Origin of the sequence: Hypnocyclicus thermotrophus, from assembly GCF_004365575.1 — a bacterium.
Taxonomy (GTDB): domain Bacteria; phylum Fusobacteriota; class Fusobacteriia; order Fusobacteriales; family Fusobacteriaceae; genus Hypnocyclicus; species Hypnocyclicus thermotrophus.
Window position 1 is genome coordinate 59613 of the sequence record NZ_SOBG01000002.1, and the last position, 25853, is coordinate 85465.

Below are 25853 nucleotides of genomic sequence, written 5' to 3' on the forward strand. Positions count from 1 at the left end.
GAGTTACTCCTTGTATTTTTCAATAAAAACTTTGATTATATGCGCAGTTATTCCCCATATAGCACCGTGACTACTTTCATAAAGATATATATTTTTATGCACTTTTTTCCAAGGTTTATGATAAAATTTTGGTAATTTTAATTTAATACTCGGTAAAAGCCACACTTTTTTTCCATATTTTTTTATATAAGGTGAATGCCATGTTTGGATAGAATATTCTTTCATATTATTTTTTTTAAAAAAATTTGTTTCAACTAAAAATAGATATTCAACTTCTTCTTTTTGATGATTCAATTCATTAATAGATTTTATGTCTAAGTTAGCAGTAAAACATTCTATATAGAGTTTTGAATCGATAAAAGTACCAAAATATTCTATATTTTTTATTTTTTCTTTTTTAATGCCAGTTTCTTCAATAGTTTCTCTTATTGCAGTATCTTTAAAATTTTTATCTAAAATTTTATCATATTGACCACCAGGAAATGATATTTCACTTCCTTGTCGAATATTCTTAGCTCTTTTTTGGAATAAAAAATATTTTTTATTATTAATTGTAACAATAGGAATAAGGATTGCAGCTTTAAAATATTCTTCAAATCCAATTATATTCATATAATCTCCTTTAATATATTTAAAACAAGTTCAATGTTTAATTCAGAAGATGAGAAATTAATTCTGTTATTATTTCCACCGCCTTTAATGTTATATTTAGATTTTATTACATCAAATAAAGATTTACAATTAAAGTTATCAGAAAATATAGTGAAGTTATTATTTTCAGATGAAATTAAAATATAATTATTTAAAATATATTTTTTTAAAAATGGATTAATATTATTTATAGCCTTATTAATAATAATTAATTGATAGTCATTAAAAAATATTTTTTTACTTAATTCGTGAGATAATTTTAACTCTATAATTTCATTTTTTAAATTATTATTTTCATTTTTTAAAGATTTAATATTATTTTTTAGATCGATAATTTTTTCATTTATTTCAAATGATTGACTACTTAACTGATTGTTAGCAAATTTTATAATATTTATTAAGTTATTAAAATATTTAAAAGCCCTATCGCCAGCTAAAAAATACACTCTTGTTTTTCCACCTTTTACTTTTTCAAAATTTATTATTTTGAAAATTTTTATTTCGCTTGTATTATTTACATGATATCCACCACAAGGAACAATATCATAATCTCCAATTTTTATTAATCTAATATTATCAGTTATAGCAACTTTTAATTTGGTTCGAGTATTATAATTTTTTAAATCATTAATATTGGTAAAAATTTCAGTTATTTCTAAATTTTTTGATATAATCTTATTTACTTTATTTTCTAAAATATCTAATTCATCTTGTTTTAGAGTTTTAGGTATATCAAGGTATGAATAATCTTCGTTCATAGTTACACTATCTATATATAGATTTAATTCTTTTAAAACAGTAGCGGCAAAAAGATGTTCTGCACTGTGTTGAATAGAGATATCTTTTTTCCAATTGATATCTTCAATAAATTCATATTCTCCAGGATTTAAAAATTTATCGATTAAAATATAATTTTTTGTTACTGATACAATGTTAGCATCAGCAATTTTTCCTCTATCTCCTAATTGTCCACCTTTACCATCTGGATATAAATGATTATTTTTAACTTTTATTTTATAAAAATTATTATCTTGATTTATATTTATAATATTTATTTTCATATAAATTACCTCCATTTTTTAATTTTCTTTGTAATATAATAACATTTTCATATATATTTTGTATAGAATATTTTCAATAAGCTTTCTTGCAAGGTGATAAAAAATAATGTATAATATGAGAGATTTTAAAGGAGTGATGAAAGATGTATAAAAAAAAAATTAATAAAATAAAATCTTCTATGACCCCATCTGAAATACTCATATTATCTTTTATAATAATAATAACAATTGGGACGATACTTCTTAGTTTACCAGTTGCAAAATTAGATAAATCAGCTGGAGTATTTACCGCTCTTTTTACTGCTACTTCAGCAGTATCGGTTACAGGATTGTCTGTAGTAGATATAAGTAAAACATATTCATATTTTGGGAAAACAGTTATACTTATACTTATTCAATTAGGTGGATTAGGAATAATGACTTTTTCATCAATATTAGCTTTATTAATAGGTAGAAAAATAAGTTATGAAGAGAAAAAAATATTGAAAGAAGATTTAAATCAAGAAGCACTTGGCGGAATAATTAGATTTGTAAGAAAAATCATTTATATTGTTCTTTCAATAGAAACTATAGGAGCAATTTTTTTATTTTTATCTTTTATAAAAATTATGCCTTTAAAAAAAGCTATATATTTTTCAATATTTCATTCAGTATCTGCATTTTGTAATGCAGGCTTTTCATTATTTAGCACAGGTTTAGAGGGGTTTTATGGAGATATAAATATAAATTTGGTTATATCGTTTTTAATAATTTTAGGTGGAATAGGGTTTGCTGTAATTGATTCATTGATACAGTATATAAGAACAAAAAAAGCAAAATTTAATTTAACTTCAAAATTAGCGTTAATAATTACAGGGATTTTAATTATAGTTGGATCTATTACTTTTTTTATTTTTGAAAGAAAAAATAATCTTACAATTGGAAATATGAGTTTATTTAATAAAATAATAGCATCATTTTTTCAAAGTGTAACAACGAGAACAGCAGGATTTAATACAGTATCTATGTCAAATTTAAAACCAGCAACAATTTTTATGATGCTTATATTTATGATGATAGGAGCTTCACCTGGTTCTACAGGTGGAGGAATAAAAACTACAACTTTTGGAGTTTTAGTTTTTTATATAATAGGCATAGTGAAAGGGCAAAAAGATATAAATATTTCTAATAGAAGAATATCATGGGAAATATTAAATAGAGCACTTGTAATATTTGCAATATCAATTATATATGTATTATTTATAATTTTTTTAATATTAATGATAGAAGAAAAAGATTTTATGAAAATCATTTTTGAAGTTGTTTCAGCGTTTGGTACAGTAGGATTATCTATGGGGATAACAGCTGATCTATCATTAGCTTCTAAGATACTTATAATAATAACTATGCTTATTGGTAGAGTAGGACCTCTTACATTTGCATTAGCATTGGGAGAAAGAGCAAAAAGAATAAGTTATAGATATCCTAAAGAAAATATTTTAGTAGGATAATATATGGGAGGAATAATGAAACAATATTTAGTAGTAGGATTAGGAAGATTTGGAAGTAGTATAGCTGAAACTTTATATAAAGCAGATGAAAGTGTTTTAGCACTTGATATAGACGAAGAAATAATTCAAGAGGCAATAAATAATGATATTGTAGATAATGCAGTTGAAATAGATGCAACTGATGAAAAAAGTCTTCAAGATTTGGGTATAAATAATTTTGATGTAGCTTTTGTTTGTGTAGGAACAAATATACAAGCTAGTATACTTATAACCCTTACATTAAAAGAAATGGGAATAAAAAGAGTTATATGTAAAGCGGTAACAAAAGCTCACGGAAAAGTTTTAAAAAAAATAGGAGCAGATGAAGTTGTTTTTCCTGAAATTTATATGGGGAAAAGAGTTGCTTTAGCAGAGATGGAAACTAATATAATAGAACATATGAAATTTTCCGAAGAATTTTTAATTATAGAAATAAAAGCACCAGCTAGTTTTGTAAATAGAAGTTTAATAGAACTTGATTTAAGAAAAGATTATAATGCAAATATTATAGCAATTAGAAGAGAGAGAGGAGATGCGGTTCTTAGTCCAAATGCAACAACTAAAATATTTGAAGGTGATACATTAATTGTTGCAACAGATGGTAGAACAGCTAAAAAATTGGAAGAATTAAAATAATAGAGTTAAAACAAATAATAGGAGGAAAAATGTTTAATGAAAATTTTGATGTAATTGTAGTTGGCGCTGGACATGCAGGTTGTGAAGCAGCTTTAGCAGCAGCAAGAATGGGAATGAAAACAGCTATGTTTACAATTACACTTGATAATATAGGAATAATGTCATGTAATCCATCAATTGGAGGACCTGCTAAAAGTCATTTAGTTAAAGAAATAGATGCACTTGGTGGAGAAATGGGGAGAAATTCTGATAAAACTTTTGTTCAAATAAGAGTTTTAAATACAAGAAAAGGACCAGCGGTTAGATCACTAAGAGTGCAAAGTGATAAAAAAGCTTATCATAAAGAAATGAAAAAAACTATTGAAAATACAGAAAATTTATCAGCAATACAAGGGATTGTAACAGAACTTATTGTAGAAAATAATGAAGTAAAAGGTGTAAAAACTAAAGAGGGACTTACATATTATGCAAAAGCGGTAGTACTTGCAACGGGGACATTTTTAAGAGGTCTTATACATATTGGTGAGAATAAATTTAAAGGTGGAAGAATGGGAGAATTATCTGCAGAAGAATTATCGAGTTCTTTGGAAAAATGTAACTTGAAATTAGGTAGATTTAAGACTGGAACGCCTCCGAGAGTAGATGCAAGAACTATTCATTTTGATAAAATAGAAGAACAGCCAGGAGATATTAATCAAGGATTAAAATTTTCTAGAAAAACAACAATAGAAGAAGCTAATTCGAGGAAACAAATTCCTTGTCATATAACATATACAAATACAGAAGTTCATGATATTATACTAAATAATAAGCATAGATCTCCTATGTTTAATGGAACTATAGAAGGAGTAGGGCCTAGATATTGTCCATCAATAGAAGATAAAGTATTTAGATATCAGGATAAAGAAAGACACCATCTATTTTTAGAAAGAGAAGGCTATGATACAAATGAAATATATGTAAGCGGATTTTCTTCTAGTTTACCAGCAGATCTACAATATGAGATGTTAAATAAATTACCAGGACTAGAAGATGCTAAAATAATGAGATATGCTTATGCAATAGAATATGATTATGTTGATCCAGAAGAATTGAAGTATTCTTTAGAAACTAAAAAAATTAGTGGATTATTTTTAGCCGGACAAATAAATGGAACTTCTGGATATGAAGAAGCAGCAGCACAAGGCCTTATAGCGGGAATTAATGCTGTTCAAAAAATAAAAGGGGAAGAACCAGTTATTTTAGACAGAGCAGATTCGTATATTGGTACATTAATAGATGATTTAGTAACAAAAGGAACAAATGAACCTTATAGAATGTTTACGGCGCGTTCTGAATATAGACTTTATTTAAGAGAAGATAATGCTGATTTGAGACTTTCTCATATTGGATATAAAGTTGGGCTTTTATCCGATGAAGAATACAAACTTATAGAAACTAAAAGAAAAAATATAGAAAAAATAAGAGTTCAATTAAAATCAAATGTAGTAGGAAGTTCAAATAGAAGAGTGGTTGAAATACTAGAAAAAAATGGTGAAAAGCCTTTAAAAAGTGGAATTAAATTAGATGAGTTTTTAAAAAGACCAGGTATAAAATATAGTGATGTTGAATATGTAGCGGAAGTTATGGATGTTGAATTTGATTTTTCGGATTTTGATGAAGAAACAAAATATCAAGTAGAAGTTCAGACAAAATATGAAGGGTATATAAAAAAACAACTTAAAATGATAGAAAAACATAAGCAACTTGAAAATAAATTAATACCAAAAGATTTTGATTACGATAATATAAAAGGAATAACATTAGAAGCAAAACAAAAATTAAAGCAAAAAAGACCTTTGAATATTGGACAAGCTTCTAGAATATCAGGAATAACGCCAGCAGATATATCAGTATTATTAATGTATATTAAATAATCAATACTATTTAAGATAAAAAATACTTTAAATTAGAGGAGAAATATGAGAGAATATCTAATAAAAGGAATAGAAAAAATTGGAGTAGATATTTCAAAAGAAAGTATTGAGAAATTATTGAAATATTTTCAAATTTTAAAAGAATACAATTCACATACTAATCTTACTGCAATAAGAGATGATAAAGGAATAATAGAAAAGCATTTTTTAGATTCTCTATTAGTCCAAAAAAACATATTAAAATATATAAAAGGGAATGAAAAAGCAATAGATATAGGTACGGGTGCCGGTTTTCCCGGCATGGTACTTGCTATTGTCAATACAAATATTCAATTTACCTTATTAGATTCTGTTGGGAAAAAAACAAAATTTTTAGAGATTACAAAAAAAGAACTTTCTTTAGAAAATGTGGAGATTATAAATGATAGAGCCGAAAATTATATTAATGGAAATAGAGAAAAATATGATTTTGGATTTTGCAGAGGAGTATCAAAATTGAATGTTATATTAGAATATGAGATTCCGTTTTTAAAAGTTAACGGGAGGTTTTTTCCTCAAAAATTAGAATATGAAGAAGAATTAAAAGAAGCTGAAAATGCTTTAAAAGTTTTAAATTCGGAATATATTGAAGTGTATAATGAAAAATTACCTTATTCAAATGATAAAAGAGTAATATTAAATATTTTGAAAAAAAGTAAAAATGATGAAAAATATCCAAGGAAAAATGGAAGACCATTAAAAAAACCGTTATGATTAAGGAGAATGTATTATGAGTAATACTACTGATATTAAAAAGGTAATAGATAAACTAGATGATTTACCTACGCTACCAATAATAATACAACAAATATTAGCGTTATTAGATAATCCAAATAGTACGGCAAAAGATATAAATGAAGTTATAAGAAGTGATCAATCTTTAACTATCCAAACATTGAAATTAGTTAATTCTTCGTATTATGGATTTCCTAGAAAAATAGGAACAGTAACAGAAGCTATAGTTGTATTAGGGTTTGATACAGTTAGAAGTCTAGTTTTAAGTGCTAGTGTTTGTAAAATGTATGAAGGTGGAAGTGGACCATTTAATAGAGAAAATTTATGGGTACACACCTTAGCAGTTGCATTTGCTGCAAGGATTATTTCTAAAACTATAAAATATCCTCAAGAAGAGATAGCTTTTGTATCAGGGCTACTTCATGACATAGCAAAAGTATTCGAAGATCAGCTTTTTCATGATGAATTTATAGAGGCACTTACAAAAGCTAAAAAGGAAAATAGAAATTTACATGAAGTAGAACAAGAGATATTGGGTTATGACCATACAAAAATTGGAAAAAGACTTTCTAATAAATGGAATTTACCCAAAAGTATAACTACAGTAATAGCATATCATCACACTCCAGAGCTTGCAATTAATACTGAAGATGGAATATTGCCATGTATAGTAAGTGTTGCAGATGCACTTGTAAGACTTAGAAAGATTGGAGATAGCGGGAATAATGCAAAACCAAGCTTAAGTAAAAAAATTTTGGATGCTTTGAAATTAAAAAAAGAAGATTTACCAGTAATTATTAGAAAGTTAGAAGCTGAATTAGAAAAAGCAGAAACATTTTTAGAGCTTAATAAATCCTAAGTGTTAAGGAGAAAAATATGTTAAAGAAAGTTTTTTTATCTATAGTATTTATTATTTTAAATATAAATGTTTTTTCTTATAATTACAAAATTATAGGAGATCCATATGTTTCTAAAAAAGGAAATATAGGACTTGCAAATGTAATTAATAATTATAATGATAATTTATTTATATCGGACTATATGTTAGGTAAAATTGCTATGTTTGATAAAAATGGTAAACTAGAAAAAGAATACAAAAACATTAAGAAACCTATTTTTTTTACTGTTGATAAAAATTACATTTACGTGAGTGAAAGTAGCAATAATGAAATAATAAAAATTGATATTAAAACGGGAGATAAAAAAACTTTTTTAAAAACTGGAATGATGGAAAAAGAGGTTTTACACCCAGGAGAATTATTAGTAAATGATAATAAATTATATGTATTAGATGAATATAATTATAGAGTACAAATAGTTAATAAAGAGACAGGTGACTATATAGGACAGATTTTACTTGAGAAATTTAGATATGATTATAAGCCTTATTCGTTTTTAAATTATTCAATGATAATTATAGACAATAAATTATATGTATTAAATAATTATAGTAAAAAAATATATGTTTATAATATGAATTATAAACAAGTTAATGAAATTAATCTTGAAAATATGAAAAACCCAGTTAAATTATATAAATTAAATGATAAATTATATATTTATGATGCTACTGAAAATATTTTAGTAGATGTGGATAATAATATAATAAAATTAAATATAGAAACAAAATATAACTTATCTGGAATAAATCATTTTGATACAAAAGAAAAATTCATTTATATATTAAATCATAATAATGTTTATAAATTTGATATAGAAAACAACAGTTTAGAACTCTTATTTAAGCTATTAAACATAAGAGAAAATGAATACATAAAACCTATAGATATAGATGTAGATAATGAAAAGAATCTTTATATTTTAGATGGAGAACTTGAAAAGATATTAGTCTATAATAAATATAAAGAATTAATAAATGTAATAAAAAATATAGGTGAAAAGCCTCAAAGTATTTGTGTAGATAAAAACAGTAATATAGTTATTACATTTCCTTTTGAAAATAAAATCAGAAAAATTTCTCAAACAGGGAAATTAATAGCAGAATATGGAAATTATAATATATTTAAAACAAATGAAATGTATTATTATGAAAAAGAGATACAAGAAAGTTATGATCCTAAAAAAATAGATAAAAATATTTACAATCTAATAGTAGACTTGGATGAAATGGGGAATTATTATTTAGCAAATAGTAAATTGATGAATATTACTGTATTAAATCCTTTTTTTGAAAAAATTAAGGAGTATGGACAAAAAGCTAGTATAATTTCTGTTTTTAGAAATAAAAAAGAAAAAAATAGTTTTGGATGGGATGAAAAAAATAAAAATAATTTAACTGATATATTTGTTAATGAAGATACAGTATATGTACTAGATAAATATTATAAAAGAATAGATATGATAAAAAATAATAAAATAGAAAAAAGCTTTGAAGATGATTTTTCTGAAGAAGGATTGAATTCAATTTATGTTGATAAAGAATATATTTATGTTGTAGATTCATATAATTTTAGAATAAGAAAATATAATAAAGAATTTAAATTAATAGAAGATTTAAGTTTTTTAAAAGAAGGATTAATACCTTTAAAAATAAATGAAAGATATGTAATATTTAAAAAATATATTGAGGATTTTAATGCACAATATATAGTACTTGATATTCAAAGCGCATTAGACAAATAAATGATGTTGGTGAAATTTGATGAATAAATTTATAAAAAAACATATTAAATTTTTTGATTTTTTAGGAATAGTTGCATTAATAGTTATATTTGTTTTTTTATTTATGTTTATAAGAACGAATTTCACACAATTAGTGAAATTAGGTTTTAAACAGGGGCTTGGATATAATATTGATTTTGAAAATGTATCATTTAGAAATTATAACGAAATTTTTTTCAAAGATCTAAGATTATATGATAAAGAAAATAATGAATTAATAGTTGAGGATAAAGAGGTTCATTTATATATTGATTATAAAAGTTTTTTTAATTCTCCAATAAAAAAAATTTATTTTAAAGAGCCAAAATTATATATAAAAATAAAAAATAAAAAGGAGTTAAATATTCTTGATGCAATTTTAGTCTCAAGTAAGAAAAAGGTTAAAAATAGTTTAATTCAAAAAATAACAATAGAAAATGCAAATATTGAATTGAAAGATTATTCATATAAAACGCTAATAAAAAAAGATATAGTAGCAGTTAACGGAGATATAAAATTTTATTCTTTAAATAAATTTGTTGTTGAATTAAAAGGGTATACAAAAGAAAAAAAAGATGCATTTTTTGGTTATAAATTTATAAAAAATAAAGATAAAATTAAAAATATTTTTGAATTAAAAAATTTTAAATTAGAAAAAGAGTTTATTCAATATGGACTATTAGATGAATATATAACAGCTAATAGTGGAAGCTTTGATATGAAGTTAGAAATAACAAATAATAACGATCTTTATGGGAACTTAATATTAGATAGCGATAAAATAAATTATATTGGGAACTCTCAAAATTTAGAAATTAACAATGTTAAAAGTGAAGTGTTTTTTTTAGGTCAAGATATAAAAGGATATATTAATGGTAAAATAAAAGATAATGAACTAGAATTTTTAATTAATAAAGAAGATAAGAACTCACAAATAAAAATTATTTCAAAAAATTTAAATATAAACGATATCATAGAAGAAATAAAGTTTAAGAATAAAGATATGTTAAAAGATGTAGAAGGAATATTATCATATGTAAGTTTAGATCTCAACTTTAATGGTAATAATTTAAAAAAAACTAATCTTTATATGCGAAGCAAAAGAATAAATTACTTAGAAAATAGTGCAGAAAATATAAAGGGAACAATATTTTATAATAATGGAATTTTTGGGATAAAAGATTTAACAACAACTTTAGAGTTGATTCAAAATAATATAAAAAGTAAATTTGATATTAAATTAAATAGTGATTATATATCAAACGAATTAATAAGGACAAATTATTATATAAATAAAATTGATTCTAAATTAGATTTTGAAAATTTATATGGAGAAATTAATTATGATATAAAAAATAAGCAAATAAATATAAATAATAATACAAAAAATTTTAAATTTAAGTTTTTAATAAATGAAAATAAATTTTTATTAAATTTAAATAGTGCAGGTTATAAGATAAATTTTTTAAATAATATTGTATTTGATTTAAAAGGAAATCTTTTTTTAGATTTTAATTATAAAAAACGCCAAATTAATAAACTAACATCAGATATGATAATAAAAAATAATTTATATTTTGATAATCTAGAAATAAAAATAAGAGAGAGTGAAAAATTAAAAAAATACAATATAGAAACATTAAATATAATAAAAAATAACAGTTTTGTTAAGATTAATGGATTTTTTATAAATGATAGATATACTCTTTATATAAAAGATTCAAAATTAAATGCAAAAGATATATATTTTTTAAAAAAATATCCTAAATTAAAATTCAATTCAATAATTAGAGGAAAAATAGAGGGTGATTTTTATAAATTACAATTTAATGGTGATTTTTTTGGTGATGGTGAATATATTGCAAAGCTAAATAATATAAAAACAAAATTCAAATTAGAATATAGTAATAAATTAAAAATTAAAACTAAGTCATCTTTAAGTTTTTTTAATTATGATAATATTAGTTTAAAAGAATTAAAAGTTGAATTAGATTATAGAGATAATAAATTATATATAAATAATATAGAAAATAGATATTTAAAATTAAAAGGTATTTATGATTTAATAGAGGATAATATAAATATAGAATATCGAGTAAATAATTATTTATTAGATAATATAAAAGAATTAACAAAGCTTGATATAATTGGAAAAAGTATAAATTTTTCAGGGAAAGTTAAAGTTAAAAATAAACTTGATTTTAAATTAAAAATAGAAGAGACACAATTATTGTATTTAAATAGTTATAATATTTTATTAAATGGAGAAGTTGAATTAAAAAATAATATTTTATCGTTCAATGATATTTCTATTAATAAAAATAAAATTAATGGTAAAATAAATTTAGCTACACAAAATATAGATATTAATATAAATATATACGAAGATAATATTAATACAATATTAAAAAATGATAATTTAAAAGCAAAAATAATAGGGGAAAGCTATGTAATAGGAGATTTCAATAAAATAAAAATAATAAATAAATTAAATTTTAAAAATATGTATTATAAAGGATATAAACTACCAAATGTATCAACTGAATTTAGTTATTCAGCTAAAAAAAATAAAAAATATATTGGGAATATAGATTTTAGTAAGCTACAAATTATTCAAAATAATTATTCTATACTAAATTTATTTGGAAATATAAATTTTGATACAGGAAATGTGAATATAAATTCAAATAAAAATAATATAGAATTTGAAAAAATAAACAATATATTTATGGAAAGTCAAATAAAAGGGCGATTAGGAACAGAATTCAAATTAAAAGGAAATATTTATAAAGAATTTGATTATAGATTGAGACTTGAAAGTAAAAAACTTGAATATAAAAAGATTAATTTTGATAATATATTGATAGATATGACAGGAGATAATGAAAAAGTTGTTTTAAATAAAGCTTTAATAAGATATAATGATAATATATTAAGTGGAGTTGGAAGTTATAATTATAATAATTCAAAATATGAATTTAATTTAGACGGAAATGATATAGACATAAGTTTTTTAAATATTTTAAATATACCAAATCTAAAAGCTATTGGAGGAATAGCGGATATATCATTAAAGTTTAAAAATAAAAATCAAATTGGAAGTTTAAATATAAAAGATTTTTTTGCAAAAGATAAATATGGATTAATAGATTTGAAAAATGTTACCATAGAAAGCGAATTTAAAGAGAATAAAATTTTTATAAAAACTATAAAAGGGTTATTAAATAGTGGAGAAATATTTGTTAATGGAGAAATAGATTTTCCGATAATTACTTTAAATAACAATAAATATGAAATAAAATTTAATAAATATAACTTATCTTATATATTAGAAAAAATATCAGTATATGATAAAAAAAGATTTAATTTGATTATAGATTTATCAGGAAATGTAAATGAAAGTAAAATAAATTCAACGCTAAATATTTTAGCTGGAAATATATATAATTTAAGTTTTTCAGATAAAAAAGTAACATTATCAGAAGCAAAACTAGAAAAATTTTTAAGTTTAATAGATGTAGAAATAGCAATAAACATAAAAAATAGTATAACAGCTAATATAGAAAAAATTTCTGTTATAAATGATATAGAAGCTGATTTAGATGGAGGGGGAATATTAAGAATAACAAATGGAAACATTAATTTTATTGGGACGATAACTAGTGAAAATGGAGCCGTAACCTTTAATGATAATATATTTAAGCTTACAGATGCAATAATAGTTTTTGATAATCCAAATAGTTATTTACCTAATATTAATCCTAGTATCACTATAAATGCAGAAACGAGTGTATCAACAGAGAATATTTATGTATCACTAAATGGAAGGTATAATGATTTAAAAGTAAATATGACGTCTAGTTCTGGATTAAATGAGATAGAAATAACATCGCTTTTATTGTTTAAAACGACTTTATCTGATTCAAATGCAAGCGAAGTTGTAAAAGATATTTTAAATAGACAATTTGAAGGTCAGTTATTTAATCCTTTATCTAATGAATTAGAAAGAATATTTAATATAAATAAAATAAAAATAAGCTCTCCTGTTTTTTCAAAAAATGAAGAAAATGGAAACTATAAATTTACAAATGATATTATATTAGGCGCTAATATAGAACTTAGTAATCCAATATATAAAGATATATTATCATGGAATTTATATACAGAATTTTCCCAGTATGAAAGTGGAAAAATAAATGATTATGATTTATGGTTAAATTATAAATTTAATGATAATGTTTCATGGAAAACAGGAATAAAAAAACGAACTCCTGGTTCGTTAGAAGATGATAGGATTAGTTCACATATTGATTTAGATTTCAAGTACAAAGTTGATTCTTTTTTTACATTTATTAATTTTTTAAAAAAAAGCAACTAAGATGGAGGCAAAAAAGTGATTAAGAAGAGTTTTATATTTTTAATATTTATTTTAAGTATTACAATAAGTTATGCAACACAAGTTAAAATAGGTAAAATTTTTGTAAAAAACAATGAAGAAGTCCCAATAGAAGTAATTCTAAATAAAATGAGCTTAAAAGAAGGACAAATATTTACAACAGAAGAAATGGTAAAAGACTATGTAAAATTAAAAAAAGAGAAATATATAGAAGATTTAAAAATATTTCCACAAATTGAAAATGGAGAAATAAATGTAGTGGTTGATATTCAAGAAAATATAGATGCCGTTAGATATTTAAAAGAAGAAGGGATAGTTCCAGTATCAGAGCTAGAAAAGATTGATAAATCATTAATAATAAAAAGTATAGAAGTTTTTGGTAATATAAATATATCAAAAGAAGAAATATTAAAAAATGTACCTGTAAAAATAGGAGGATTCTTTTCTAAAACTAAAATATTAGAAGGGCAAGAGAGAATATTAAAAACAGGTTATTTTAGAGAAGTAACACCAGAAGTTTTAAAATATAAAGATGGAATATATATAAAATATAAAGTATTGGAAAATCCGGTAATAACAGGAATAAAAATTATAGGAAATACACTATTTACGCAAGATGAATTAACAAAAGATTTTATTACTAAACCTGGTGAAATCTATAATATTAATAATTTAAAAAAAGATAGAGATAGTTTATTGAAAAAATATTATGATAAAGGATATTCATTAGCAAATCTAGTTGATATGAGATTAGATGAAAATTATAATTTAACAATTCAAGTTTCTGAAGGAATTGTTAGGGGAATTCAATTTAGAAAAATTGCTAGAAAAGAAGACGGAATGAGAAGAAAAGCAAATGATATTAAATTAAGAACAAAGGATTTTGTACTGAGAAGAGAAGTAGAATTAGAAATAGGAAAACCTTTTGAAAGAGAAAAATTTGAAAAAACAGCGAGCAATTTATTTAAATTAGGATTATTTAAAAATGTTACACAAGAATTTAAAGATATAGAAGGAGATCCAGATGGAAAAATAGTTGTGTTTTTATTAGATGAAAATAAAAGTGCAACTTATACAGGATCGATTTCCTACGGGTCATCAACAGGACTTTTAGGAAGTTTAAGTTTAGAAGATAAAAATTTTAAAGGTAAAAATCAAACAGCTGCACTTAGCTATGCGCAAGGAACTAGCACAAAAACTTATAATTTGAGTTTTTCAGATCCTTGGGTAAAAGGGACAGAAAGACTTTCTTATGGATGGAGTATATATAAGAAAAATTATACAGATACAAGCAGTACAGACGCTTATTATGTAGATAAAATCGGTGGAAGTGCTAGTTTAGGAAAGGGCCTTTCTAAAAGAGTTCGTGTAAATGGAACAATAAAATATGAACAAATAGAAGAAAGCAATGAAGATGAAGAAGTACAGTCAGATTATGATATAATTACTTTAACACCATCATTTACTTATGATACAAGAAACAATATTTATGATGCAACAAAAGGTGATTATGCAAGAATCTCTTTACAATTAGGGAAAATATTAGGCTCTGAAGAATTTGCGGTAACGGAACTAGAGCTTAGAAAGTATAAATTAGCACTTTCTGAAAAAAATAGTATGGCATATAGACTTATGACAGGAATGGCTTCCTCAAATGTTAAAGAAGGATTGAAATTTAATGTTGGTGGTGGAAGTAGTTTAAGAGGATATGATTATGGTGATTTTCAAGGTGTTTATCAATTATATGGAAATATAGAGAATAGAACAAAATTAGATGATAATTTTCAATTTGTGCTTTTTTATGACTTTGGAAGAGCGTGGGAAAATGAAACATCATTTAATCAAGGATTAATTAATGGCGAATATAGTTCGGCAAGTGATTATGTAAAATTTTTACATGATATAAAACATTCTTATGGATTTGGAATAAGAATTCAAACGCCTCTTGGTCCATTAAGATTTGATTATGGATGGCCAATTGGTGATAGTGACGTAAAAGGTGGACAATTTTATTTTAATATAGGACAAATGTTCTAAAGAATAAAGAAACATAAAAAATTTACTAAAATTAAGGAGGAAAAGATGAAAAAAATAGTTTTATTAGTTATGATGGTTTTATTAGGATTAAGTGCTTTTGCACAAAATATTGGGGTAGTTAATTATCAAAAAATTCTATCTAATTATAAAGGATATAAAGATGCAGTTAATTACTTAGAACAAGAAAAATCTAGATTACAAAGTGATATAGATAAAAGAGTAGCGGAGTATAAAAAACTAGAAAGTGAAGTAAATTCTCAAAAAAAATCTACAGAAGAAGACAAACAAAAGCTTCAAAGAGAATTAAAATCTTTAAATCAATACGTAGATACAATGAAACAAGTATTATCAAAAACAGAATATGAGCAAATGAATACTGTAAAATCTGATATAAATGTTGTTATTCAAGAAGTTGCAAAAGAAAAAAAATTAGATGTGGTACTAGATAGTCAAGTAGTGATAATAGGTGGGATAGATATTAGTGATGTTGTAATAGAGAGATTAGCTAATACCGAAAAAATATCACTTGATTAATTTGGAGGAAAAATGTATTCAATAAAAAGATTGTCTGAAATGATAAATGGAGAAATTTATGGTGAAAGTGATATCACTGTAAAAAGAATAGCTCCATTTGAAAGTGCAACAAATAGAGAATTGACATTTGCAGCAGATAAAAAATATTTATCAAAGTTAGATGAAACAAGGGCAAAAGTAATAATAATTCCTAATATAAACAAAGATATATTACCTAAAGATAAAACATATATCATTGTAAATGATAGTCCTAGAATATTGATGCCAAAGATATTAGATTTTTTTAAACCAAAAATAAAAGATATAAAAGAGATGATTGAAAAGGATGCTAAAATATCTAATAGTGCTAAAATAGCCCCAAATACTTATATTGGTCACAATGTAGAAATAGGTGAAAATACTATTATTTATCCAAATGTTACTATATTGGAAGGTGTAAAAATAGGGAAAAATTGTATCATTTATCCAAACGTAACAATAAGAGAATTTTGTGAAATAGGCAATGATGTAATATTACAACCAGGGTGTGTAATTGGTTCAGATGGATTTGGATATGTAAAAGTAGATAATAAAAATACTAAAATAGATCAAATAGGAAGAGTTATTATAGAAGATAGAGTAGAAATAGGAGCAAATTCTACTATAGATAGAGGCGCAATAGGAGATACAAGAATAAAAGAAGGAACAAAATTAGATAATTTAGTGCATATAGCACATAATGTAGAAATAGGAAAAGAAAGTATAATCATTGCTCAAGTAGGAATAGCTGGAAGTACAGAAATAGGAGATAATGTTACTTTAGCTGGACAAGTTGGAGTAGTAGGGCATATTAAAATAGGAAATAATGTTGTAGCTGCAGCTAAAAGTGCTATAACTGGAAGTATTAAGGATAATTCTAAAATTTCAGGTTATCCTGCTATTGATTATGCAGAGGATTTAAAAGCAAAAGTAGCTTTTAAAAGGTTACCAGAATTATTAAAAAGAGTAAGAGTTCTAGAAAAGTTAATTAATAAATAGGAGGAATAATTTTGAAAAAATTTATTTCAATAATATTTTTGTTAATATCACTAGTAATATATGCAACGCCAGCAGTAACTGGAGTAACTGGAACAATGGATTTTCCATCAGCATATATTTTAAGAGAAAAAAATTATACAATAAGTGGAAATGTAGATAATAATCAATCAAGAAAAAATGATACTCTTTCAGCAGATGCAGTATTTGAAATAGGATATTTACCACAAATTGAAACTGGATTTAAACTTTCTACAAATAATAGTGAACTTGATCAAACATTTATTCAAAGTAATATAAAGTTTCAAATAGTAAAAGAAGAAGATAATCCAGCAATAGCAATAGGTTATGTTGAATATGATGAGTATGAAGCTATGGCTGATCAAAAAAATGAGGATGGGAAAAATCTTACAGAAGCATATGTATATTTAGTAATGTCAAAAAGATTAAAATCAGTTGAAAATAAGGTAATGGATCTGTCTTTAGGATTTAAATATGGAACTACTATAGAAAAAAAAGGAATGACTGATTATTTTTTAACATTAGAAGCTCCAATATATACAAAGGTAAAATTATTAGGAGAGTTATATACTTATGAAAAAGAAGATAATAAAAAAATAATTACAGGAAATATTGGGGGAGAATTTTTAACGAGAGATACATTAAGAACAAAAGTATTTTGGCGTTTAAGAAATAGTAGCTTTGGAGTAGCAGTAACATATATAGGACTTATAAATAAATAGGGAGCGTATGCTTCCTTTTATTTTTATAGAGAATTTATGAAAAATAATATATATTTATAAAATATAAAATAAAATGAAAGGAATAAAATGAAAAAAAAAGGAATAATAGGAACACTTTTTTTAATATTAATTAGTTTTGTAATAGTATATTCAAAATCAAATGAAGAAAAACAAAATATAATACCTAAAATATTATTAGAAAAAGAAGAAGATATAATAATCTTAAAAGGAGAAAAAGTTAAACCTGTAAATTATGTGATAAAAAATTTTTATAATAATAATTTAGATATAAGTAAAAAAAAATTAAATTTTATATCAATTATTTTACCAGAAATATTAATGGTAAAAACGGATATAGAAACTCAAAAGGAATACTTAATGAAATTAGAAAAAAAAGAAGTATTTACGGAAAAAGAGAAAATTTATATAAAAAAATTAAAAATAAAATATAGAAGTAACTCAATAAAGGAAATAATAGAAAAAATGGTTATACCGCCAATATCTATAATATTGGCACAAGGAATAACAGAAAGCGGTTGGGGAACTTCAAGATTTTTTGCAGAAGGAAATAATGTTTTTGGAGTTTGGACTTATAGAGAGGATTTACCTAGAATAAAATCGTTAAATGGTGTAAGAGGAATTAATGAAGTATATTTGAGAAAATTTAATAGTATAAAAGATAGTATTGAAAATTATTTTTATAATATTTCAGTTGGGAATGGATATAAAAATTTTAGAGAAAAGATTAATCAAAATAAAGATAAATTTGAAATAATAAAAGAATTAAAAAATTATTCTGAGGAGCGAGAAGAGTATGTAAAAAAAATTGAAAATATTATAAAATACAATGAATTAGAAAAATATGAAAAATATCAATTAATAAACTATAACTAAATCAATATAAATTGTCGATATATATAATATAATTGCTAGAGAAGAGATTTTATGATAAAATGTCTTATATTACAAGGAGAAGGTAACTTCTCTTTTTTAGTAAATTAAGGAGTAAAAATGTTTGTGTATTTAGAGGGATATTCTGAAAAAATTAAAATTCAAGTTAAAGAATTATTTAATAATAATCTTGTAGAAAAATACTTGTTTAATAAATATAAAGTGAAACACAATATATCTACGGATAAACTTTTATACGGATATGTAGATAATTTAAGAAAAAAATATTTAAAAAAAACAAAACCTTTAAATAAAGTAAAATATGATAGTAAAATAAAATTAAAAAAACAAGCACTTGGTCTTAATATATTTAATTATAAAATACATGGAAATAAAACAATTGCAACTAATGAAATAAAAATTTCTACAGATTTTAAAAATGTTCCAGAAGAATTTTTAAGATTTGTTGTAATACATGAATTAGCACATTTAAAAGAAAAAGAACATAATAAAGAATTTTATAAATTATGTACTCATATTGAAAAAAATTATTTTCAATTTGAATTAGATATGAGGATATATTTAACTTATATAAAATTAACAAATAAATACTTATGGTAAGAATTGAATTATCAGATTATATGTGATAAAATAAGAAGTAATAAGTATAAAATGGGGGTATAAATATGTTGAGAGGAATATACACTTCAGCTTCAGGAATGACAACACAAGCAAAAAAACAAGATACAATAGCAGATAACTTAGCAAATATAAATACAACTGGGTATAAAAAAAGTACTACTATAATGGAGCAAGGAAAAGAATTTGATATTTACAGAAAAGAAAATGTTGAAGCAAGAGTACCAGAACGAGAAGAGGTAAAATTAACGAAAATAGGTAAATTAGGTACAGGAGTTAAGATTAAAGAAAATTATATAAATTTTGAACAAGGAGAATTAAAAACTACAGAAAGTAATTTGGATTTTGCAATAAAAGGAAAAGGTTTATTTGCAATTGAAACAGATAGAGGAATTAGATTTAGTAGAATGGGAAACTTTAGTATAAATTCTGAAGGGTATTTAGTTAATCATGAGGGTGATAAAGTACTTGCATACAATGAAACGGGTAAATTAGGTTATATTAAACCATTAAAAGATTTTAAAATCAAAAAAAATGGAGAAATTATAAATGGAGATATTATTTCAGAGGTAGCAATAAATAATCTTAATATAGATTATAGATTACCAATGGAAGAAGCTAAAACGACAGGAAATGCATTATATATAGCTGAATTCGATGATACTAGAGAATTAACAAAAGAAGGAAATAGTTATTATTTAGCAGATATATCAAAATCAAAGTTTTCATCAAAAAGTGATGTTTATCAAGGATATCTAGAAATGTCTAATGTAAATACAGTAAAAGAAATGGTTGAATTAATTAATGTACAAAGATCTTATGAAACTAATCAAAAAGTATTAAGCGCTCAAGATGAAACATTAGATAAAGTTGTAAATAATATTGGAAAATGGACTTAATGAGGTGAAAAAATGAAATTAAATAAAATCATTATATTATTTTTGATAGTAATAGTAGCTAGTTGTACAAATACAAATCCACTTATAAACACTGCTGCTACAGTAAAAGGTCTGAATAAAAATAGTGAAACAGCGGAATATCCTACAGAAAAAGCTAGTAGAATAGCCGAAATGCCAGATATAAGTGTGTTTTTTCCAGAAGATGAAAATAAAAGTAAAGACGAAACAAATTCATTATGGAATATTGAGCAAAATTCTCTTTACAGTGATGGAAGAGCAAATAAAAAAGGAGATATTTTATTTATTTTAATAAATGAAGAAGCAACAGCAAAACTTACATATAGCAATGCTAAAACAGGGTTTACTAATTATAGACCTGTAGATGATAAAATAGCAAAAGAGACAACTTCAACATCGCAAGCAACTAATCCAAGGGATAAAAATATAGCTAAAGATAAAATAGAAGAGACAACAGATACAACGCCAAAACCAGATTCAAATTCTTTTGATGGAACAGGAGATCAAAGTAGAGGGGCATCATATACAGGAAAAATAGCGGCAAGAGTAGAAGATGTAGACAAATATGGAAATTTATTCATAAGAGGGACCAAAACAACACTTTTAAATAATGAAATAGTCACATTAGAAGTAACAGGATATATTAGACCAAATGATATTGAAATTGATAATACTATTGATTCGAAATATATTGAAAATATGGAATTTAGTTATAATGGCGCTATGTATGTTGGAAAGCCTAAAATTACTAATATAGGTGATAATAAACAGTATATAGAAGAAAAAAATACAATAGATAATACTCAAAATACTGGGAATAAAACTAATATAGAAGAAAAAAATACAATAGATAATACTCAAAATACTGGGAATAAAACTAATATAGAAAATAAAAGAAAAAAATTCTTAGGTATTTTTTAAAAAATAAAGTGTATTACCTTTTTAGGAGGAATAAATGAAAAGAAAAATAGTAATAATATTATTTTTAATAATAAATATTATCTCTTTTTCTGAGCCGAAACAGAGGATAAAAGAGATAGCAAGAATAGAAGGTGTTAGAAAAAATCATTTAATCGGAATGGGATTAGTTGTAGGTTTAAACGGTACAGGTGATAGTGCAAAAAATTTAACACCACAATTATTAAAATCATTATATAGATATTTTGGTACAGAATTAGGTCAATCTCAAGTAGACTCTAAAAATGTTGCAGCAGTAATGGTAACGGCAGAACTACCTTCTTTTAAAAAAATAGGTGATACAATAGATGTTACAGTATCTTCGATTAATGGTGCTAAAAGTTTAGAAGGAGGGATACTTCTACAAACACAGCTTGTTGCAGGAAACAAAGTTTATGCATTAGCTCAAGGGACTTTATCTAGAGTTACAGGTAAAAACATAACAAATAGTGTAAATGGATATATACCAAGTGGAGCTACAGTAGAAAGAGAAGTAGAAGTTGAATTAGTAAATAACAATAAATTATCAATTATTTTAAATAATCCAGATTTTACTACTGCTTCAAGAGTTGCAGAAGTTATAAATAAAAGATTTAATTATGATACGGCAAAAGCAATAGATGCTTCTAAAATAGAAATAAAACAAACATATGTGTTTGAAGATGATATTGTAAGTTTTATTTCAGCTATAGAAAATTTGGAAGTTGAAACGGATAGAAAATCCAAAATTGTAATTTATGAAAAAAGTGGTACAATAATATTAGGGAATGAAATTAAAGTATCACCAGTGGCTATATCACACGGCGATCTATCTATAGCAATAGGAAATAATACTGGAACAGATAAAAAAGGAAATGCACTATATTTTAACGGATCAACAGTAAAAGATGTAGTTGATATGCTTAATTCAATAGGAGCTACACCAAATGATATAATATCTATTTTACAAGCTTTAAAAGCATCAGGAGCAATTGAAGCAGAAATTGATGTTAGGTAGGTGAAAAGAAATGATTAATACAACAAATTATTTAAAATATTTAAATACTGTAAAAATACCTGAAAAAAAATTAACAAAAGATGAAAAAGCATTAAAAGAAACTAGTGAAGAATTTGAAGCATTATTTGTAAAAATGTTATTAGATTCAATGGATAAAACAGTTGATAAAAGTAATAATATGTTTTATGCAGGAAATTCAGAAGAAATATTTAAATCAATGTTAAATACAGAATATTCTAAGCAAATGGCTAAAAGTTCTGATTTTGGTATTGCTAAAAATATATATGAGCAATTATCTAAAAATGTAAATAATAAAAAATAAGAGGATGAATATGAAGAAAATATATAAGTATATACTTTTATTTTTAATAAATATTAATATTTTTTCAAATGAATATATTGATTATCAAGATATACTATTAGGGAGTATAGGTAATATTAAAACAGTGTTAAAAGGAGAAAAAATAGAAGATATTTCAATAAAAATAATAACTATATTAAAAGATGAAAATTCAAATAGTGATATGTTATTATTTCAAATGATTGATAATAATACATTTGTATCTGAAGGAATGAGTGGGTCACCAGTATATATTAATAATAAATTAATTGGTAGTGTTGCGTATGCACTTAAAGATAATAGGAAATATGGACTGATAAAACCAGTGAATTATTTTGAAAAATATCCACAGAAAGAATTATCAACTGAAGTGTTACCAGGAACATCTATTGCTATCTCCCCAACAAGAGGAGATATTTTTTTAGATAATATAGGCACGTTAACATATGTAGATAAGTTAAATAATGTATATATATATTCACATGGCCTAAATGAAATTGGAGATATTAAATATTATTTAAATAAAGCACATATTGATTTTGTTTATAATGATATTAATAATTCTTTTAAAATTGGACATAGCACAAAAACAATAGGAGAAATATCAAGTGATACAAAAATAGGATTTAAAGGTAAAATAAATAATAATATTTCAGAATATAAATTTTTAATTAATTTAGTTGAAAAAGATAGTGAAAATAAGAAAAAAATACAGTATAATATTATAAAAAATGAAAATACATTAAGAAAATATTTAGAAGAATCATTGTCAGTAGCACTACAAAAAAATGTAAGGAAAAAAGAATATAAAACAGTAAAATATAAATATAAAATATTTAATAAAAATGGTTATAAAATATTTGAAGAAAGCAATATATTAATAGCTGAAAATGGTATTATTAATGGATTAGCAAATACATTATCAAACAGCATATTGAATGTAGTTGATAATAAATTTAAATATATAGATTTTGATAAAATAGAAATTAATATAGATTTTTATGATGAGAGCAAAATAATGTATTTAAATGAAATAAATTTAGATAAAAAAATATTTGTGTTGGGAGAAAAAATAAATATTAAATTAGGATATTTAATTCATCAGGTTGGGAATGTTGAAAAGATAATAGAGTTTGAGATACCTAATAATATAAAAATAGGGAAACTCACTTTAGAAGCTTTGGTTAATGAAGGTAAAAATAATGAACAAGCAAAAAATATAGTAGAATATTTATATAACTTAGAAAATAATATACAAAATAATGAGCTCTTGATTCAATTAAAAAATGAAGAGGGCGAAGTTATTTTTATGAAAAAATATAATTTTGATTATTATATTATTTCTAACAATAATTATTCTAAAGATATAATTATTGATAGTTTTGAGGCAAGTACAAGTAATTAAAATTCATTAACAAGCGAGGGGATAGGCTTGAAAAAATATGTTGTAAAAGGAAAGAATATAGATGAAATTTTGGAAAAGATATCTTCGCATTTTAATATTCCAAAAGATAAAGTGAATTATGATATTTTAAAAGAAAATGAAAAAGAAGTAGAATTAAAAGTTTGGATAGTAGATAATGAAGACATAAAATATTCTGAAATATTAATAAAACCTGATGGAATATTTTTAAAAGTTTTAAAAACTGATGAAGATGTTAAATTATTAGAAAAATATGTCATATTAGAAGTTCAAAAAAAAGAAATAAAAGATTTTGATTTAGGGAAAATAAAATTCGCAACTTTAAATCAAGGACAATTTGTAAAAATAGCAGAACATGATAAAGATTATTATATTGATGCTGAAGTACATATAGAAATTTTAAGCCCACTAGAAGCAACAATTGAAATTGTAGCTCCTAAAAGAGGTAATATGCCTGAGTATACTCATATTTTGGAGTTGATAAAACAAAAAGGGATAATTTTTGGAATTAGAAAAAATGCTATAAAGACTATATTAGAAAATAAAATATTTGAAAAAAGAGTTGTTTTAGCTAAAGGGAGAGCACCTATACAAGGGAAAAATGCGAGACTTTTATTTCATTATGATAGAGATAAGAAATTAAAAGTAGACAAAAATAATAATGTTGATTTTAAAAATTTGAATTGGATAAAAAACGTAAAAAAAGATGATATAATTGTTGAAAAACTTTCAATGATACCTGGAAAAGACGGAATTAATATTTTTGGTAAGCCACTTCCTACAAAAGCAGTAAAAGATATAAAATTACCAAAAGGTAAAAATACTTATATTTCTAAAGATGGAATGAAATTATGCGCTAGTATAGATGGCCAAATAATTGAAGAACAAAATAAAATAAGTGTAATGCCTATATTAACAATAAATGGCGATATTGATTATTCTACTGGTAATATCGAATTTATAGGAACAGTTCTTATAAAGGGTAATGTATTGACAGGATTTACTGTAAAAGCAAGTGAAGATATAATAGTAGAAGGTCTTGTAGAAGATGCAATATTAGAAGCTGAAAGAGATGTTATAGTTCAGAAAGGAATTGTAGCAAATGAAGAAGGGGAAGGAAATATAAAAGTAGGAAGAGACCTTCGAGCTAAATATATTCAAAATATGAAAGTAAAGTGTTTTGGAAAAGTAATAATAGATGATTATATTTTATTATCTGATATAGAAGCTAAAGAAGAAATAGAAGTTATTTCTGGAAAAGGAAGAATAATAGGAGGTAAAGTAAAATCTCAAAAAGGAATAACAGCAAATATTGTTGGTGGAAAATTTGAGACACATACATATTTAGAAATTGGTGTTTTTTCAGAAATATATCAAAAAGAAAAAGAATTTGATAAAAAATTACTTGAATTAGAAGCTAAAAAAGATAGATTAGAATTTAGAAAAAAAGAATTTATGCAAAAAAGTCCAGTAGTAAGAGCTGCTTTGAAAACAAAAGAAAAAGAAATTAGAATACAATTAAAAGAATTAAAAAAAGAGTATAATAAGTTATTAAAAAACAAAGAAAATTTAATTCAAGAATATAGTGATTTAGGAAATGCAAAAGTACAAGTTTTACAAACATTAAATCCAGGTGTTTTAATAAAATTAGGGAAACATATATATTTAAATAAAGAACAAAAATTACACACAGTATTATCTATTGATAGAGAAACAGGAGAATTGGTTATAGAATAG

The 25853-nt window shown here is 23.7% G+C and carries 21 protein-coding genes; 19 read left to right on the plus strand and 2 right to left on the minus strand.

What is annotated here, in order from left to right; genetic code table 11:
- Positions 1–3: 3 nt before the first annotated feature.
- Positions 4–612 (minus strand): NUDIX hydrolase, encoded by a 609-nt coding sequence (locus EV215_RS02310; protein WP_134112382.1) that lies wholly within the window; start codon positions 610–612, stop codon positions 4–6.
- Positions 609–1712 (minus strand): alanyl-tRNA editing protein, encoded by a 1104-nt coding sequence (locus tag EV215_RS02315; RefSeq protein WP_166667321.1) that lies wholly within the window; start codon positions 1710–1712, stop codon positions 609–611. The genes EV215_RS02310 and EV215_RS02315 overlap by 4 nt, the downstream gene beginning before the upstream one ends.
- Positions 1713–1855: 143 nt before the next feature.
- Here EV215_RS02315 and EV215_RS02320 point away from each other — a divergent pair, with 143 nt between their 5' ends.
- The 19 genes from EV215_RS02320 to EV215_RS02410 all read left to right on the plus strand — a co-directional run bounded on the left by EV215_RS02320 (position 1856) and on the right by EV215_RS02410 (position 25853).
- The gene (locus EV215_RS02320) at positions 1856–3202 is read left to right on the plus strand and encodes a TrkH family potassium uptake protein (RefSeq protein ID WP_134112384.1); all 1347 of its coding nucleotides are present in this window, start codon (positions 1856–1858) and stop codon (positions 3200–3202) included.
- Between the two features lie 15 nt (positions 3203–3217).
- Complete coding sequence (locus tag EV215_RS02325) at positions 3218–3877, plus strand: potassium channel family protein (protein ID WP_134112385.1); 660 nt, start codon at positions 3218–3220, stop codon at positions 3875–3877.
- A 29-nt stretch (positions 3878–3906) separates the two neighbouring features.
- A complete protein-coding gene (mnmG, locus tag EV215_RS02330; RefSeq protein WP_134112386.1) occupies positions 3907–5793 on the plus strand; it encodes a tRNA uridine-5-carboxymethylaminomethyl(34) synthesis enzyme MnmG in 1887 nt (628 codons plus the stop codon).
- A 45-nt stretch (positions 5794–5838) separates the two neighbouring features.
- Positions 5839–6546 (plus strand): 16S rRNA (guanine(527)-N(7))-methyltransferase RsmG, encoded by a 708-nt coding sequence (gene rsmG, locus EV215_RS02335; RefSeq protein ID WP_134112387.1) that lies wholly within the window; start codon positions 5839–5841, stop codon positions 6544–6546.
- 16 nt (positions 6547–6562) lie between these two features.
- Entirely contained in the window at positions 6563–7426 is an 864-nt protein-coding gene (locus EV215_RS02340) for an HDOD domain-containing protein (RefSeq protein WP_134112388.1), read from the plus strand.
- A gap of 17 nt (positions 7427–7443) precedes the next feature.
- The gene (locus EV215_RS02345; RefSeq protein ID WP_134112389.1) at positions 7444–9210 is read left to right on the plus strand and encodes an NHL repeat-containing protein; all 1767 of its coding nucleotides are present in this window, start codon (positions 7444–7446) and stop codon (positions 9208–9210) included.
- Between the two features lie 19 nt (positions 9211–9229).
- A complete protein-coding gene (locus tag EV215_RS02350) occupies positions 9230–13606 on the plus strand; it encodes a translocation/assembly module TamB domain-containing protein (RefSeq protein WP_134112390.1) in 4377 nt (1458 codons plus the stop codon).
- A gap of 15 nt (positions 13607–13621) precedes the next feature.
- A complete protein-coding gene (locus EV215_RS02355; protein ID WP_134112391.1) occupies positions 13622–15661 on the plus strand; it encodes a BamA/OMP85 family outer membrane protein in 2040 nt (679 codons plus the stop codon).
- Between the two features lie 45 nt (positions 15662–15706).
- On the plus strand, positions 15707–16195 hold the full coding sequence (locus EV215_RS02360) for an OmpH/Skp family outer membrane protein (protein ID WP_134112392.1): 489 nt from the start codon (positions 15707–15709) through the stop codon (positions 16193–16195).
- 12 nt (positions 16196–16207) lie between these two features.
- Positions 16208–17212, plus strand: a complete 1005-nt coding sequence (gene lpxD / locus EV215_RS02365; protein ID WP_134112393.1) for a UDP-3-O-(3-hydroxymyristoyl)glucosamine N-acyltransferase — start codon at positions 16208–16210, stop codon at positions 17210–17212.
- An 11-nt stretch (positions 17213–17223) separates the two neighbouring features.
- Positions 17224–17952: a hypothetical protein gene (locus EV215_RS02370; RefSeq protein WP_134112394.1), complete on the plus strand. Its 729-nt coding sequence runs from the start codon at positions 17224–17226 to the stop codon at positions 17950–17952.
- Between the two features lie 87 nt (positions 17953–18039).
- The gene (locus tag EV215_RS02375; protein WP_134112395.1) at positions 18040–18846 is read left to right on the plus strand and encodes a glucosaminidase domain-containing protein; all 807 of its coding nucleotides are present in this window, start codon (positions 18040–18042) and stop codon (positions 18844–18846) included.
- A gap of 117 nt (positions 18847–18963) precedes the next feature.
- The gene (locus tag EV215_RS02380) at positions 18964–19464 is read left to right on the plus strand and encodes a M48 family metallopeptidase (protein WP_134112396.1); all 501 of its coding nucleotides are present in this window, start codon (positions 18964–18966) and stop codon (positions 19462–19464) included.
- A 65-nt stretch (positions 19465–19529) separates the two neighbouring features.
- Entirely contained in the window at positions 19530–20381 is an 852-nt protein-coding gene (locus EV215_RS02385) for a flagellar hook-basal body protein (protein WP_134112397.1), read from the plus strand.
- A gap of 12 nt (positions 20382–20393) precedes the next feature.
- Positions 20394–21320 (plus strand): flagellar basal body L-ring protein FlgH, encoded by a 927-nt coding sequence (locus EV215_RS02390; protein ID WP_134112398.1) that lies wholly within the window; start codon positions 20394–20396, stop codon positions 21318–21320.
- 34 nt (positions 21321–21354) lie between these two features.
- Positions 21355–22353, plus strand: coding sequence for a flagellar basal body P-ring protein FlgI (locus EV215_RS02395; RefSeq protein ID WP_134112399.1), 999 nt, complete (start codon positions 21355–21357; stop codon positions 22351–22353).
- Positions 22354–22363: 10 nt separating this feature from the next.
- Positions 22364–22675, plus strand: a complete 312-nt coding sequence (locus tag EV215_RS02400; RefSeq protein WP_134112400.1) for a rod-binding protein — start codon at positions 22364–22366, stop codon at positions 22673–22675.
- Between the two features lie 10 nt (positions 22676–22685).
- Positions 22686–24098 carry a SpoIVB peptidase S55 domain-containing protein gene (locus tag EV215_RS02405; protein ID WP_166667322.1) on the plus strand — a complete coding sequence of 471 codons (1413 nt, stop codon included), beginning with the start codon at positions 22686–22688 and terminating at the stop codon, positions 24096–24098.
- Positions 24099–24125: 27 nt separating this feature from the next.
- Complete coding sequence (locus EV215_RS02410) at positions 24126–25853, plus strand: flagellar assembly protein A (RefSeq protein WP_134112402.1); 1728 nt, start codon at positions 24126–24128, stop codon at positions 25851–25853.

Bases quoted from the DNA above. Each gene is read 5' to 3' on its own strand.
- EV215_RS02310 (WP_134112382.1), bottom strand. From the start codon at position 612: ATGAATATAATTGGATTTGAAGAATATTTTAAAGCTGCAATCCTTATT.
- EV215_RS02315 (WP_166667321.1), bottom strand. From the start codon at position 1,712: ATGAAAATAAATATTATAAATATAAATCAAGATAATAATTTTTATAAA.
- EV215_RS02320 (WP_134112384.1), top strand. From the start codon at position 1,856: ATGTATAAAAAAAAAATTAATAAAATAAAATCTTCTATGACCCCATCT.
- EV215_RS02325 (WP_134112385.1), top strand. From the start codon at position 3,218: ATGAAACAATATTTAGTAGTAGGATTAGGAAGATTTGGAAGTAGTATA.
- mnmG (WP_134112386.1), top strand. From the start codon at position 3,907: ATGTTTAATGAAAATTTTGATGTAATTGTAGTTGGCGCTGGACATGCA.
- rsmG (WP_134112387.1), top strand. From the start codon at position 5,839: ATGAGAGAATATCTAATAAAAGGAATAGAAAAAATTGGAGTAGATATT.
- EV215_RS02340 (WP_134112388.1), top strand. From the start codon at position 6,563: ATGAGTAATACTACTGATATTAAAAAGGTAATAGATAAACTAGATGAT.
- EV215_RS02345 (WP_134112389.1), top strand. From the start codon at position 7,444: ATGTTAAAGAAAGTTTTTTTATCTATAGTATTTATTATTTTAAATATA.
- EV215_RS02350 (WP_134112390.1), top strand. From the start codon at position 9,230: ATGAATAAATTTATAAAAAAACATATTAAATTTTTTGATTTTTTAGGA.
- EV215_RS02360 (WP_134112392.1), top strand. From the start codon at position 15,707: ATGAAAAAAATAGTTTTATTAGTTATGATGGTTTTATTAGGATTAAGT.
- lpxD (WP_134112393.1), top strand. From the start codon at position 16,208: ATGTATTCAATAAAAAGATTGTCTGAAATGATAAATGGAGAAATTTAT.
- EV215_RS02375 (WP_134112395.1), top strand. From the start codon at position 18,040: ATGAAAAAAAAAGGAATAATAGGAACACTTTTTTTAATATTAATTAGT.
- EV215_RS02380 (WP_134112396.1), top strand. From the start codon at position 18,964: ATGTTTGTGTATTTAGAGGGATATTCTGAAAAAATTAAAATTCAAGTT.
- EV215_RS02385 (WP_134112397.1), top strand. From the start codon at position 19,530: ATGTTGAGAGGAATATACACTTCAGCTTCAGGAATGACAACACAAGCA.
- EV215_RS02390 (WP_134112398.1), top strand. From the start codon at position 20,394: ATGAAATTAAATAAAATCATTATATTATTTTTGATAGTAATAGTAGCT.
- EV215_RS02395 (WP_134112399.1), top strand. From the start codon at position 21,355: ATGAAAAGAAAAATAGTAATAATATTATTTTTAATAATAAATATTATC.
- EV215_RS02400 (WP_134112400.1), top strand. From the start codon at position 22,364: ATGATTAATACAACAAATTATTTAAAATATTTAAATACTGTAAAAATA.
- EV215_RS02405 (WP_166667322.1), top strand. From the start codon at position 22,686: ATGAAGAAAATATATAAGTATATACTTTTATTTTTAATAAATATTAAT.